Consider the following 12,637-nt stretch of genomic DNA (forward strand, 5'->3'; position numbering starts at 1 on the left):
TTCGTGAGACGTAAATTATTGCTGCTGCTGGAAACCGGACTGGTTCTGGCGGGGCTGTTGGCGGGCGCTTGCGCCTGGAAAATCCATTCGGCGCTGGAACAGCCGCTGAACATCGCCCAGGAACAGCTGTTGGAAGTGCCCAAAGGCACTACGCCGAACCGCACTTTCATTCGACTTGAAGCCGATGGCGTCATCAAGGACGCTTTCTGGCTGCGTGTGTACTGGCGCTTCAACCTGGCGGGCCAACCGCTGCACAGTGGCGAATACCGTATGGTTCCCGGCATGACAGTCGAAGGGCTGATCGACCTGTGGAAGCGCGGGGAAATGGTTCAGTACAGCCTGACGCTGGTCGAAGGCTGGAATTTCCATCAGGTCCGCGCAGCCCTGGCCAAGGATGAAAAGCTCGAACAGACCCTCAACGGTTTGAGCGACAGCCAGGTGATGGACAAGCTTGGGCACGGCGGGATTTTCCCCGAAGGGCGCTTCTTCCCCGACACGTACCGTTTCGTGCGTGGCATGACTGACGTCGATCTGCTCAAGAAGGCTTACGACCGCCTCGACGAAGTCCTCGCCAAGGAATGGAGCCAGCGTGCTGCCGACGTGCCCTATACCGAACCCTATCAGGCGCTGATCATGGCCTCGCTGGTGGAAAAGGAAACCGGCGTGCCGCAGGAGCGCGGGCAAATCGCCGGCGTGTTCGTGCGGCGCATGGAGATGGGCATGTTGCTGCAGACCGATCCGACGGTGATCTACGGCTTGGGCGATCGCTATAACGGCAAGTTGACCCGCGCCCATCTCAAGGAGCCGACGCCGTATAACACTTACCTGATCGCTGGCCTGCCGCCGACACCGATTGCGATGGTCGGCCGCGAGGCGATCCATGCGGCGTTGAATCCGGCGGACGGCAACAGCCTGTATTTTGTTGCGCGCGGTGATGGCAGCCACGTGTTCTCCGATGATCTGGACGCCCATAACAATGCGGTGCGGGAGTTCCAGCTCAATCGCCGGGCCGATTACCGTTCCAGCCCGGCACCGACTACCACGCCGCTGACGGAAGATGCCCAGGCGCCAACCCCGGCGGCTTCGCCTGATACGGCAGCCGAAGACGTGCCACAAGTAGCGCCGCAAGACTCTGCACAAGAGCCTGCGCCAGCACCCGAGCGGGATGCTCAGGCGCCGCAAAGCCCGCAATGACTCTGATTAAGGACTGCCTGTGACTGGCTTGTTTATTACCCTGGAAGGCCCGGAAGGTGCCGGCAAGAGCACCAATCGCGAATACCTGGCCGAGCGTCTGCGCGCCGCCGGGATCGAGGTGGTGTTGACCCGGGAGCCGGGCGGCACGCCCCTGGCCGAGCGGATCCGCGACGTGTTGTTGGCGCCGGTGGATGAGGTCATGAACCCTGACACCGAGCTGCTGTTGGTGTTCGCTGCGCGAGCCCAGCACCTGGCCGAGGTGATCCGCCCGGCGCTGGCCCGTGGCGCGGTGGTTCTGTGTGATCGTTTTACCGATTCGACCTATGCCTACCAGGGCGGTGGTCGCGGTTTGTCGCTGGAGCGTATCGCGACCCTCGAAACATTCGTCCAGGGCGATCTGCGCCCGGACTTGACGCTGATCTTCGATCTGCCGGTGGAAGTGGGCCTGGCCCGCGCCAGCGCCCGCGGTCGCCTGGACCGTTTCGAGCTTGAAGGCCGCACGTTCTTCGATGCCGTGCGCAGTGCCTTCCTCGAGCGTGCCAAAGCGGATCCTGCGCGTTATGTCCTGGTGGATGCCGCTCAACCGCTGGCGCAGGTTCAGCAGTCTCTGGATGTCTTGCTGCCACGTCTGCTGGAGTTGACCCGTGGCTGAAGCCTATCCGTGGCAGGACAGTCTCTGGCAGCAATTGGCCGGTCGTGCCCAGCACGCCCATGCCTATCTGCTGCATGGCCCGGCCGGGATCGGCAAGCGTGCGCTGGCCGAGCGGTTGATGGCCAGTTTGTTGTGCCAGCGTCCGACCGCCCAGGGCGCCTGCGGTGAATGCAAATCCTGCCTTCTACTCAAGGCCGGTAGTCATCCCGACAACTACGTCCTTGAACCGGAAGAGGCAGACAAGGCGATCAAGGTCGATCAGGTGCGTGACCTGGTCAGCTTCGTGGTTCAGACTTCGCAGATGGGCGGTCGCAAAGTGGTGCTGATCGAGCCGGTCGAGTCGATGAACATCAACGCCGCCAACGCCTTGCTAAAAAGCCTTGAAGAGCCGTCCGGCGACACCGTATTGCTGCTCGTCAGCCACCAGACCAGTCGTCTGCTGCCGACCATCAAGAGCCGTTGCGTACAGCAGGCCTGTCCTTTGCCGAGCGAAGCCATGAGTCTGGCGTGGCTGGCCAAGACGTTGCCGGACTGCTCGGAAGACGAGCGCATTGAACTGCTGACCCTTGCTGCCGGTTCGCCATTGGCCGCGGTCAAATTGCAGGCCCAGGGCGTGCGCGAGCAGCGGGCGCTGGTGGTCGAGGGCGTGAAGAAGTTGCTCAAGCAGCAGCAATCGCCGACGCAACTGGCCGAGGAATGGAAAACCATTCCCATGTTGCTGCTGTTCGACTGGTTCTGCGACTGGTCGAGCCTGATCCTGCGTTATCAGTTGACTCAGGATGAAGCGGGGCTGGGGCTGGCGGACATGCGCAAGGTGATTCAATACCTGGCGCAGAAAGCCGCTCAGGATAAAGTCCTGAATATTCAGGACTGGATTCTAGCCCAGCGGCAGAAAGTGATGAGCAAGGCCAACCTCAATCCGGCGCTGTTGCTGGAGGCGCTGTTGGTGCAATGGGTATCCTTGCCTGCCCAGAGGTGACTAGACTCTGATCATCAGAAATGGAGGTCAGCATGAATGAACCCATCAGTCCGGGGCCGCGCAATGGCATTTTGTCCTTGACCATCAAGGACAGGTCGGTGCTCTATGCGGCCTACATGCCATTCATCAAGAACGGTGGCCTGTTTATCCCGACCAACAAGAGCTACAAGTTGGGCGATGAGGTCTTCATGCTGCTGCACCTGATGGACGAACCGGAAAAGATCCCGGTCGCCGGCAGGGTCACCTGGATTACCCCCAAAGGTGCCCAGGGCAACCGCGCCGCTGGAGTCGGCGTGCAATTCAACGAAGGCGATAACACCGCGCGCAGTCGAATCGAAACCCATCTGGCCGGAGCCCTGAAGTCCGACCGTCCCACTCATACGATGTAAGTTGCAGCCCTTTTATGCTTGTAGATTCCCATTGCCACCTTGATCGCCTCGACCTCACCGCCCACGACGGCTCCCTGGATGCCGCGCTAGACGCAGCTCGTCAGAGGGGAGTAGGGCACTTTCTGTGCATTGGCGTCAGCGCCGATAACGCCGCCGATGTCAAAGCCCTGGCCGAACGCTACGACGACGTCGATTGTTCAGTCGGTGTGCATCCGCTGGACGTGCAGCCCGGTGCCGCTCCGGCGCTGGATTGGCTGTTGCGCGAACTCAATCATCCGCGGGTGGTGGCGATCGGGGAAACCGGCCTGGATTACCACTACGAACCGGAAGCGGCAGAGTTGCAGCAGGAGTCGTTCCGCCTGCACCTGCAAGCGGCGCAACAGACCGGCAAGCCGGTAATCATCCATACCCGGGGCGCCCGGGCCGACACCCTCGAACTGCTGCGTGAGGCGGCGCTGCCTCAAGCAGGCGTTCTGCATTGCTTCACCGAAGACTGGGAGATGGCCAAGGCCGCGCTGGATATGGGTTATTACATTTCCCTGTCCGGTATTGTCACTTTTCGCAATGCCGATGCCTTGCGCGATGTGGCCAGCAAAGTGCCGGCCGACCGCTTGCTGGTGGAAACCGATTCGCCGTACCTGGCGCCGATCCCGTATCGCGGCAAACCGAACCTGCCGCAGTACGTGCGTGAGGTAGCGGAATTTCTGGCAATGTTACGAGGCGAGCCCTACGAGCGATTTGCCGAGCAGACTACCGAGAATTTCAAGCGGTTATTTCCGTTGGCGCACGTCAGGGCATCGGCGTAACGTTGGAAAAAGTCGCAACCTGTGGCGGGCTTTGCTCCCAAATTGCAGGCAAAAAAAAACCCGGGTTCTGGGGGGTGAATCCGGGTTAAGACCATTAGGAGTAAAACAAAGGCACGCAATCCTTTGGTACCTTCATCGGCGCGACACTTGGGGGAGATGCCTCGCCGACAGTTGAAGTATTGATCAGTATCGCGCCGAGTCCAGTTTGGTTGGTCGGGTTTTTAAACAAATTTGGAATACGTGCGCTTCGGTTGAGTTCTCATCAACCGGCGAGGTCGCGTGAATTCATCAAGAAACACATATATGGTCGGATGATCCGTGCATTTTGGCGTAAGTTAGGCATAATACGCGGCTTCGAATTTTGACCCCTACAGACCTTTTCTTATGCATAAAGAACCTCGTAAGGTCCGTGAGTTTCGTCGCCGCGAGCAAGAAATTCTCGATACCGCGCTCAAGCTGTTCCTCGAACAAGGTGAAGACAGTGTCACCGTCGAGATGATTGCTGATGCCGTAGGTATCGGCAAAGGCACGATCTACAAGCACTTCAAATCCAAGGCGGAGATCTACCTGCGCCTGATGCTCGACTACGAGCGTGATTTGAACGAGCTGTTGCATTCCGCCGATGTCGATAAGGACAAGGAAGCCCTGTCCCGGGCCTACTTCGAATTCCGCATGCGCGATCCGCAACGCTATCGGTTGTTCGATCGCCTGGAAGAAAAGGTGGTCAAGGGCAACCAGGTACCGGAGATGGTCGAGGAACTGCACAAGATCCGCGCCTCGAACTTCGAACGCCTGACCCTGCTGATCAAGGGCCGGATCAGCGAAGGCAAGCTCGAAGACGTGCCTCCTTACTTCCATTACTGCGCAGCCTGGGCGCTGGTGCATGGCGCCGTGGCGCTGTATCACTCGCCGTTCTGGAGCAATGTGCTGGAAGATCAGGAAGGTTTTTTCCAGTTCCTGATGGACATCGGCGTGCGCATGGGCAACAAGCGCAAGCGCGATACCGACACTCCGAGCAGCTGAGCCATCCAGTTGTCTAATTGCGCCATGAGCCATGATTTAGCTACGTGGCGCAGTACCGCAGGAATATACTCAGGCATAGGGCTTGCTAAAACTTGATTTGTGAGTCAAGTTTTGCGCGTTCGAATCTTCTTTCGCCGGAGTGATCCATGATCGTTGACCGTCAAGGCAGGCGTTTTCGCAATTTGCGGATCAGTCTGACCTCCGCCTGCAACTACGCCTGTACCTACTGCGTGCCCAACGGCAAACGGCTGGTGGCTGCGCAGGATGAGTTGTCGGCCGAGGCGATGGCACGCGGCGTGGCTTATCTGATCGAAGCAGCCGGCATCGAGCGTCTGCGCATTACCGGTGGCGAGCCACTGGTCAGCCCCAAGCTCGAAGCCTTCATGACCGCCGTCGGGCAGATGGGGCTGGCGGACATCAGCCTGACCACCAATGGCCAGCTGTTGGCGAAGAAGCTGCCGCTGCTGGTGGATGCCGGCATTCGGCGCATCAACGTTTCCCTCGATACCCTGGACGCCGGGGCTTTCCGCAGCATTGCCCGCGGCGGCGATCTGGCGACCGTGCTCGACGGCATGGCCCAGGCCGCGGCAGCCGGCATGAAGATCAAGGTCAATATGGTGCCGCTGCGTGGGCAAAACCTCGATCAGGTGATGCCATTGCTCGATTACTGCCTGGAACGCGGCTACGAGCTGCGCTTCATCGAGTTGATGCGCATGGGGCACTTGGCCAGTGATTCCAACGCCTTCCTGCAACAGTTCGTCAGCCTTCAGCAATTGCTGAGCCTGATCGGCGAACACTACGAATACCTGCAGGCCGACGCGCCGGTCGATGCCACGGCGGTGCGCTACGAGATTCCGGGACAGGGCCACTTCGGCGTGATCGCCAACGAAAGCGTGCCGTTCTGCCGTACCTGCTCGCGTCTGCGCTTGTCGTCCACTGGCTGGCTGCATGGCTGCCTGTCGTCGAGCAATCGCCACTATGTCGGCGATCTGCTGGACAAACCCCGTCATCAGGCATTGCCGGCCTTGCAGCGACTGCTGGTGAAGGCTCTGGGGGACAAGCAGGAAGTGGCGTTCTCCGGTGGCGCGACCATCATGAAAATCATCGGCGGCTGACCGGGTCTTGCGGTGAAGGGCGCTTGCTGTGGCGAGGGAGCTTGCTCCCGCTGGGGCGCGAAGCGGCCCTAAAATTACCAAACGCTCCGCATTCCCTGGAACTTACGACTGCTGCGCAGCCGAACGGGAGCAAGCTCCCTCGCCACAGGTCTGTTCAGACTGAAAATGCACATGACCTGAGCTGGCGCGGAAGCTGCATCCCTCGGCCATTCGCCGGTTTTCCGTCACCGGCTTCTGGAGGGAAGGATGCGTAGCCTGGTTTTGCTGCTGGCCGTTTTGGCGCTTGGCGGCTGCATGAATGTCAGCGATATGGCCGAAGGAACTCGCTACCACATGAGCGACGCGGGGCTGCTGGACCACAGCGACAGCCGTCGCGTGAATAACATCCGCATTCAGCCAGATTCGTTCATCTACATCGCCCAGGGCGCCTTCGCGCCACCGGGCATTGCTTCTCCGCGACCTAACGTGGTGGCCGAAGAAGCCTTCAACGGCTTTATCGAATATTTCCCGATGGTCCGCCGCGCCCGCGCACCGGAAGGCCTCGACGCCGCCATGGGAGAAGCCCGTGCCGCCGGTGCTCACTACCTGCTCTATACACGTTTTGCCAAGGCCGACGACCGCATCGGCAACGCGGACGATTTGATCGACCAGGAGCGCTCGGATCGCCTCGGGATCGACAGTGGCGTCATTCAGATCATGTTGATCGAGACCAGCACCCAGTATTTGATCGATACTGCACGTATCAAGAGTCGTGGCGGTTTACTGACGTTCTACGATAACAGGCCAGAAGATCTTCTGGGCCCGCCGCTGGAGCAATACGCTCGTAGCCTGTTGGGGCTCAGCGATCAGTAATTAAAAGGAGAACGCCATGAGTGGCCCGCAAAAAGCCAATGACCTGTTGGGACAAATCCCCAAAACCAAAGGTTTGCCACCGGTCCACTTGTGGAACCCCGACTTCTGCGGCGACATCGACATGCGCATCTCCCGCGACGGCACCTGGTATTACCTGGGCACGCCGATCGGGCGCAAGCCGATGGTCAAGCTGTTCTCCACCATCATTCGCCGCGACGGCGATGATTACTTTCTGATTACTCCAGTCGAAAAGGTCGGCATCAAGGTCGACGACGCACCGTTCGTGGCGATAGCCGTGGAAGTCGAAGGCGAGGGTGAGGCTCAGGTCTTGCGCTTTACCACCAACGTCGATGAAACCACCGACGCCGGTGTCGAGCACCCCATGCGCGTGGTGATCGACCCGGTGACTCAGGAGCCCGCGCCGTACGTGCATGTGCGCAGCAACCTTGAAGCGCTGATTCACCGCAATGTGTTCTACCAATTGGTAGAGCTGGCGGTGAGCCGTGAGATTGACGGGCAGGGCTGGCTCGGTGTCTGGAGCGGTGGCGAGTTTTTCCCGATCGGACTTGAGCCGTAAGCGCTGAACCCGAGAAACGAAACGGCCCGTTATTGCAGCGGGCCGTTTTTTATGGGCTTACAAACCCTTGCTCTTGAGCCGGGCGGCGTGTTCAAGGTAGAGCATCACCGGGCTCACGTTCCAACTGTTGATCCCGGCCATCTGGTTGACTGCATCAAAGTGGTCCATGGGGTAATCCGAGCGGATCACTTTGCCCAAATGAGAGCTGTAGCGGCCGACCAGCCCATCATTGGCGTGCTTCTCTTTATAAAATAGCTGCGACAGCACTTTACAGTTCAAATGGGTCGGGTCGAGGAGTTGCAGGCTTTGAAAGTTCTGCACGATCCCGCTCCAGGAGAAGTAATACACGCCGTTCTCAACTTCGTTGCCTTCCCCGCCCCAAACCTTTGGCAGCCCTTGCGGGTACTTGCGATTGAAGGCGGCCAGGCCTGCGCTGGTCAGCGATTCGAACGCCGCTTGAGGGTCGATGGGGTTTTCCGGATGGCCACTGATCAACGAAATGAAGGTGCCGACTGCGCCTAACAGGGCTAATACCAAGGCTTCGGGTAATTCTCCGGGTGTCAGTGCCTTGTGCAGTTGGTCGGCAATCTCGGAGCCGTGGTTAGGGCAACTGACCGAGGTGACCGACGCAACCTTTTCCGGGTACAGGGCTGCGACGTAGCGTGCGGCCAGCGGACCTTGGCTATGGCCGATCAGATTGACCTTGGCGGCGCCCGTTTCCCGCAAAATACGGTCGACGTGTTCGAGCAGTTTTTCACCGCGTTCCTCATTGCCGTTGACGGTTGGAATATTCACGGCAAACACCTGGGCACCAGCACGTTCCAGGGCTTCCTCGATTTCGAAGAAGTACGGATAACCGGCGATTCTGTCGAAGCCGAAAAGACCGTGAACCAACACAATGGGGTATTTCGTAGACGCATCCATGTCCATGTTCATACCTGACGATAGCGGATTTTAGTGAAGCAGCCTGATCTGTTGCGGGCTAACCGTAGTTTACAAAGTGGGTGGGTTCAAAGCGCCGGGGGAGTAATCGGACGAACAGTCATGCCTGTGTTGGCAAGAACTCCAGAAAAATCCAATTGACACCCAATCATATGATGATTAGCGTGGGCATCCATTGCGAACGGCTTTCGTGTCGTTTCATTTTTATTTTCACCGGGCGGTGAGGTACCCATGTCCAGCAGTTTTCACGCGTCGACGGTTGATTGGCTGGGGTGCTGGATTGCCGCTGGCCAGGTGAAGCCCGGTCAGACCATCAAGGTTGAAGCCGACTTGGGCGAGCAGCTTGGGGTCAGCCGTACGGTCATCCGCGAAGCGATCAAAACCCTGGTCGCCAAAGGCATGCTCGAAGTCGGGCCGAAGGTCGGCACGCGGGTGTTGCCGGTACGGCGCTGGAACCTCTTCGATCCACAAGTCGTCGGCTGGCTGTCGCGCAGCGGTTTGCCGGAAAACTTCGTCGACGACTTGCTTGACCTGCGTCGTACCATCGAGCCGATGGCGGTGCGTTGGGCCTGCGAGCGCGCGACGGTGGAACAAGTGCAAGCCGTGCTTCAGGCCTACAACGCGCTGGAACGAGCCGTAGACAGCGGCATCGATTACAACCGCGCCGACCAGTTCTTCCACGAGTGCATCCTCGCCGCCAGCCACAATCAATTCATCGAACAAATGGTCCCGGCCCTCGGCGCGCTGCTGGCGGTGTCGTTCGAAGTGTCTGCCGCCGACCCGGACGAACTGCGCCGAACCTTGCCGATTCACAAAGACATGGCCGACGCCATCGCCGCCCGGGATGCTGCGCGGGGTGTGTGGGCCTGCATGACCCTGATCGATAACGCCGACCTGGCGATCAAACGGTTTTACCCCCAAGTCATGGCCGACAAGAAGGCAAGCTGACCAGGCTCGCTCCCACATAAAAAGCATAAAAAGGAGGTTTCATGACGTGGACTGCGGTTACCGAACACCGTGCGCGACTCGGTGAAGGTCCGTTCTGGGACGCACCGACCCAGGCGCTGTACTGGGTCGATATCGCCGGCCAACAGGCGCTGCGATTGATCGGCGCCAATGTGGAAATCTGGCAGATGCCGGAACACGTGTCCGCATTCATCCCCTGCGAAAGTGGCGATGCCCTGGTGACATTGAGCAGTGGGGTTTATCGGCTGGACCTGAACTCTCCCGGCCTGGAGCCTCGGCTGACCTTGCTCTGTGTGGTCGATCCGCAACCCGGCAATCGCGCCAACGAAGCCCGCTGCGATGCCTTGGGCCGGCTCTGGCTGGGCACCATGCAAAACAACATCGGTGAGCAGGGCGAAGATTTGCCGATCGTGCGCCGCTCCGGTGGCCTGTTTCGCATCGACCGCGATGCTCGGGTCACGCCGCTGCTTCGAGGGCTCGGCATCCCCAACACATTGCTATGGAGCGACGACGGCACAACCCTGTATTTCGCCGACAGCCTCGACGGTACGTTGTACCAACATTTCATCCATACCGACGGCAACCTCGACACCGCCTGCGTCTGGTTTGGCCCCCACGAACGGGGTGGCCCCGACGGCTCGGCGATGGATGCCGAGGGCTATATCTGGAACGCCCGCTGGGACGGCAGTTGCTTGCTCAGGCTGAGCCCGGACGGTCATGTCGATCGGGTGATCGAACTGCCTGTCAGTAGCCCCACCAGTTGCGTGTTTGGTGGGGAAGACTTCAAAACCTTGTACATCACCAGTGCGGCGAGCCCGCTCAACCATCCATTGGATGGTGCGGTGTTGTCGGTTCGAGTCGATGTGCCCGGAAAGCCCTGTCAGAGATTTGCAGGTTAAATCCCAATATATGGGATGCAAAATTATATATTGAGATTTGTTGGTGGCCGGGTTTATAGTCGGCCCCATCAGTTACACGCACTCACACTTAAAAAAACAAAACAGGTGAAGTGATGCAGCGATATTCCACCGTCCTCCCTTGGGTCGACAGTGCTTCAGGCCGCCCCGGCGCCCGGGCGTTTGCACGCCTGCCTGCCTATTCCCAAAAGCCTTTTGACCGGACATCGACAGATGTCCGGTTTTCGTCGTGCCCTCGAACAGGAGTGTTGATCCATGGCTGAACCCCTTTCCTTGCCACCGGTGCCCGAACCGCCGAAGGGTGAGCGCCTGAAAAACAAGGTCGTGCTGTTGACCGGCGCCGCTCAGGGGATCGGCGAAGCGATTGTCGCGACCTTTGCGTCCCAGCAAGCCAAACTGGTCATCAGCGATATCCAGGCCGAGAAAGTCGAAAAAGTCGCGGCGCATTGGCGTGAACAAGGCGCGGATGTCGTGGCGATCAAGGCCGACGTATCGCGCCAGCAAGACCTGCACGCCATGGCCAAGTTGGCCATTGAGCTTCACGGTCGCATCGACGTGCTGGTCAACTGCGCCGGGGTCAACGTGTTCCGTGATCCGCTGCAAATGACCGAGGACGACTGGCATCGTTGCTTCGCCATCGACCTGGACGGCGCCTGGTATGGCTGCAAAGCCGTGCTGCCGCAGATGATCGAGCAGGGCATCGGCAGCATCATCAACATCGCCTCGACCCATTCCACTCACATCATTCCCGGCTGCTTCCCGTACCCGGTGGCCAAGCATGGCTTGCTCGGGCTGACCCGCGCCTTGGGCATCGAATACGCACCCAAGGGCATTCGCGTCAACGCCATCGCACCGGGCTATATCGAAACCCAACTGAACGTCGACTACTGGAACGGCTTTGCCGACCCTCATGCCGAACGTCAACGGGCCTTCGACTTGCATCCACCGCGCCGCATCGGTCAGCCAATCGAAGTGGCGATGACTGCCGTGTTCCTGGCCAGCGATGAGGCGCCATTCATCAACGCTTCGTGCATCACCATCGATGGTGGTCGTTCGGTCATGTACCACGACTGAATAACTTGGGTTTCAGGCGCAAAACTACGCCTGAAATACAATCATCATACGATATGACTATTGGCTACATGCTTCGACCGCTGTATTGGCTTTCAACTAACGCTCAAAAAAAATAACAAGGAGTCAGCTTATGAAACGTCGTCGTGGGATCCGTTCCCTGTGCTGTGCCGCTTTGGCGGTCACCGCGGTCAGCCTGAGCAGTACGTTGCTGGCGGCCGAGGAAGTGAAGATCGGTTTTCTGGTCAAGCAGGCCGAAGAGCCCTGGTTCCAGACCGAGTGGGCCTTCGCTGAAAAGGCCGCCAAGGACAAGGGCTTCACCGTCATCAAGATCGCTGTGCCTGATGGCGAGAAAACCCTTTCGGCCATCGACAGCCTGGCGGCGAACGGCGCCAAGGGCTTCGTGATCTGCCCGCCGGACGTCTCCCTCGGCCCGGCGATCATGGCCAAGGCCAAGCTCAATGGTTTGAAAGTGATCGCTGTCGATGACCGTTTCGTCGATGCCGGCGGCAAGTTCATGGAGGACGTGCCATACCTCGGCATGGCAGCTTTCGAAGTTGGCCAGAAGCAGGGTGCCGCCATGGCCGCCGAAGCGAAAAAACGCGGCTGGGACTGGAAACAAACCTATGCGGTGATCAACACCTTCAACGAACTCGATACCGGCAAGAAACGCACCGACGGTTCGGTTAAAGCCCTGGAAGACGCCGGGATGCCGAAAGACCACATTCTGTTCTCGGCCCTGAAAACCCTCGACGTACCTGGCAGCATGGACGCCACCAACTCGGCGCTGGTGAAGCTCCCGAGCGGGGCGAAAAACCTGATCATCGGCGGGATGAACGACAACACCGTGCTGGGCGGCGTGCGCGCCACCGAAAGCGCCGGTTTTGCCGCCGCCAACGTAATCGGTATCGGCATCAACGGCACCGATGCCATCGGCGAACTGAAGAAAGCCAACAGCGGCTTCTTCGGCTCGATGCTGCCGAGCCCACACATCGAGGGCTACAACACCGCCAGCATGATGCACGAGTGGGTCACCACCGGCAAAGAACCGCCGAAATACACCGCCATGGACGACGTGACGCTGATCACGCGCGACAACTTCAAGCAGGAACTGGAAAAGATCGGCCTGTGGAATTGAGGGTCGGTTGATTTCA

The 12,637-nt window shown here is 59.3% G+C and carries 14 protein-coding genes; 13 read left to right on the forward strand and 1 reads right to left on the reverse strand.

Going from position 1 to position 12,637, the window contains the following annotated elements; genetic code table 11:
* Positions 1 to 3 precede the first annotated feature (3 nt).
* From mltG to LOY28_RS07480, 9 genes are all read left to right on the forward strand, one after another.
* Complete coding sequence (gene mltG, locus LOY28_RS07440) at positions 4 to 1,194, forward strand: endolytic transglycosylase MltG (RefSeq protein ID WP_258613286.1); 1,191 nt, start codon at positions 4 to 6, stop codon at positions 1,192 to 1,194.
* Positions 1,195 to 1,213: 19 nt separating this feature from the next.
* Positions 1,214 to 1,846 (forward strand): dTMP kinase, encoded by a 633-nt coding sequence (gene tmk, locus LOY28_RS07445; RefSeq protein ID WP_064616594.1) that lies wholly within the window; start codon positions 1,214 to 1,216, stop codon positions 1,844 to 1,846.
* Complete coding sequence (locus tag LOY28_RS07450; RefSeq protein WP_018926215.1) at positions 1,839 to 2,825, forward strand: DNA polymerase III subunit delta'; 987 nt, start codon at positions 1,839 to 1,841, stop codon at positions 2,823 to 2,825. The genes tmk and LOY28_RS07450 overlap by 8 nt, the downstream gene beginning before the upstream one ends.
* 32 nt (positions 2,826 to 2,857) lie before the next feature.
* Positions 2,858 to 3,214 carry a PilZ domain-containing protein gene (locus tag LOY28_RS07455; RefSeq protein WP_018926214.1) on the forward strand — a complete coding sequence of 119 codons (357 nt, stop codon included), beginning with the start codon at positions 2,858 to 2,860 and terminating at the stop codon, positions 3,212 to 3,214.
* A gap of 14 nt (positions 3,215 to 3,228) precedes the next feature.
* Entirely contained in the window at positions 3,229 to 4,020 is a 792-nt protein-coding gene (locus tag LOY28_RS07460) for a TatD family hydrolase (protein WP_018926213.1), read from the forward strand.
* A gap of 384 nt (positions 4,021 to 4,404) precedes the next feature.
* Positions 4,405 to 5,043 carry a TetR/AcrR family transcriptional regulator gene (locus tag LOY28_RS07465; protein WP_007942012.1) on the forward strand — a complete coding sequence of 213 codons (639 nt, stop codon included), beginning with the start codon at positions 4,405 to 4,407 and terminating at the stop codon, positions 5,041 to 5,043.
* A gap of 146 nt (positions 5,044 to 5,189) precedes the next feature.
* Positions 5,190 to 6,158, forward strand: a complete 969-nt coding sequence (locus tag LOY28_RS07470) for a GTP 3',8-cyclase MoaA (protein WP_018926212.1) — start codon at positions 5,190 to 5,192, stop codon at positions 6,156 to 6,158.
* A 246-nt stretch (positions 6,159 to 6,404) separates the two neighbouring features.
* Complete coding sequence (locus tag LOY28_RS07475) at positions 6,405 to 7,010, forward strand: DUF4823 domain-containing protein (protein WP_018926211.1); 606 nt, start codon at positions 6,405 to 6,407, stop codon at positions 7,008 to 7,010.
* Positions 7,011 to 7,026: 16 nt separating this feature from the next.
* Entirely contained in the window at positions 7,027 to 7,587 is a 561-nt protein-coding gene (locus tag LOY28_RS07480) for a DUF1285 domain-containing protein (protein WP_258613287.1), read from the forward strand.
* Positions 7,588 to 7,644: 57 nt separating this feature from the next.
* Here the strand turns inward: LOY28_RS07480 and LOY28_RS07485 are convergent, their stop codons facing one another.
* Positions 7,645 to 8,517, reverse strand: coding sequence for a triacylglycerol lipase (locus LOY28_RS07485; RefSeq protein ID WP_258613288.1), 873 nt, complete (start codon positions 8,515 to 8,517; stop codon positions 7,645 to 7,647).
* 243 nt (positions 8,518 to 8,760) lie between these two features.
* Here LOY28_RS07485 and LOY28_RS07490 point away from each other — a divergent pair, with 243 nt between their 5' ends.
* From LOY28_RS07490 to LOY28_RS07505, 4 genes are all read left to right on the forward strand, one after another.
* A complete protein-coding gene (locus LOY28_RS07490; protein WP_018926208.1) occupies positions 8,761 to 9,477 on the forward strand; it encodes a FadR/GntR family transcriptional regulator in 717 nt (238 codons plus the stop codon).
* 41 nt (positions 9,478 to 9,518) lie between these two features.
* Entirely contained in the window at positions 9,519 to 10,394 is an 876-nt protein-coding gene (locus LOY28_RS07495; protein ID WP_258613289.1) for an SMP-30/gluconolactonase/LRE family protein, read from the forward strand.
* A gap of 273 nt (positions 10,395 to 10,667) precedes the next feature.
* Complete coding sequence (locus tag LOY28_RS07500) at positions 10,668 to 11,486, forward strand: SDR family oxidoreductase (protein WP_018926206.1); 819 nt, start codon at positions 10,668 to 10,670, stop codon at positions 11,484 to 11,486.
* 130 nt (positions 11,487 to 11,616) lie between these two features.
* Entirely contained in the window at positions 11,617 to 12,621 is a 1,005-nt protein-coding gene (locus tag LOY28_RS07505) for a substrate-binding domain-containing protein (RefSeq protein WP_018926205.1), read from the forward strand.
* The last annotated feature ends 16 nt before the right edge of the window (positions 12,622 to 12,637 follow it).

It is taken from the genome of Pseudomonas sp. B21-017, assembly GCF_024749245.1.
Taxonomy (GTDB): domain Bacteria; phylum Pseudomonadota; class Gammaproteobacteria; order Pseudomonadales; family Pseudomonadaceae; genus Aquipseudomonas.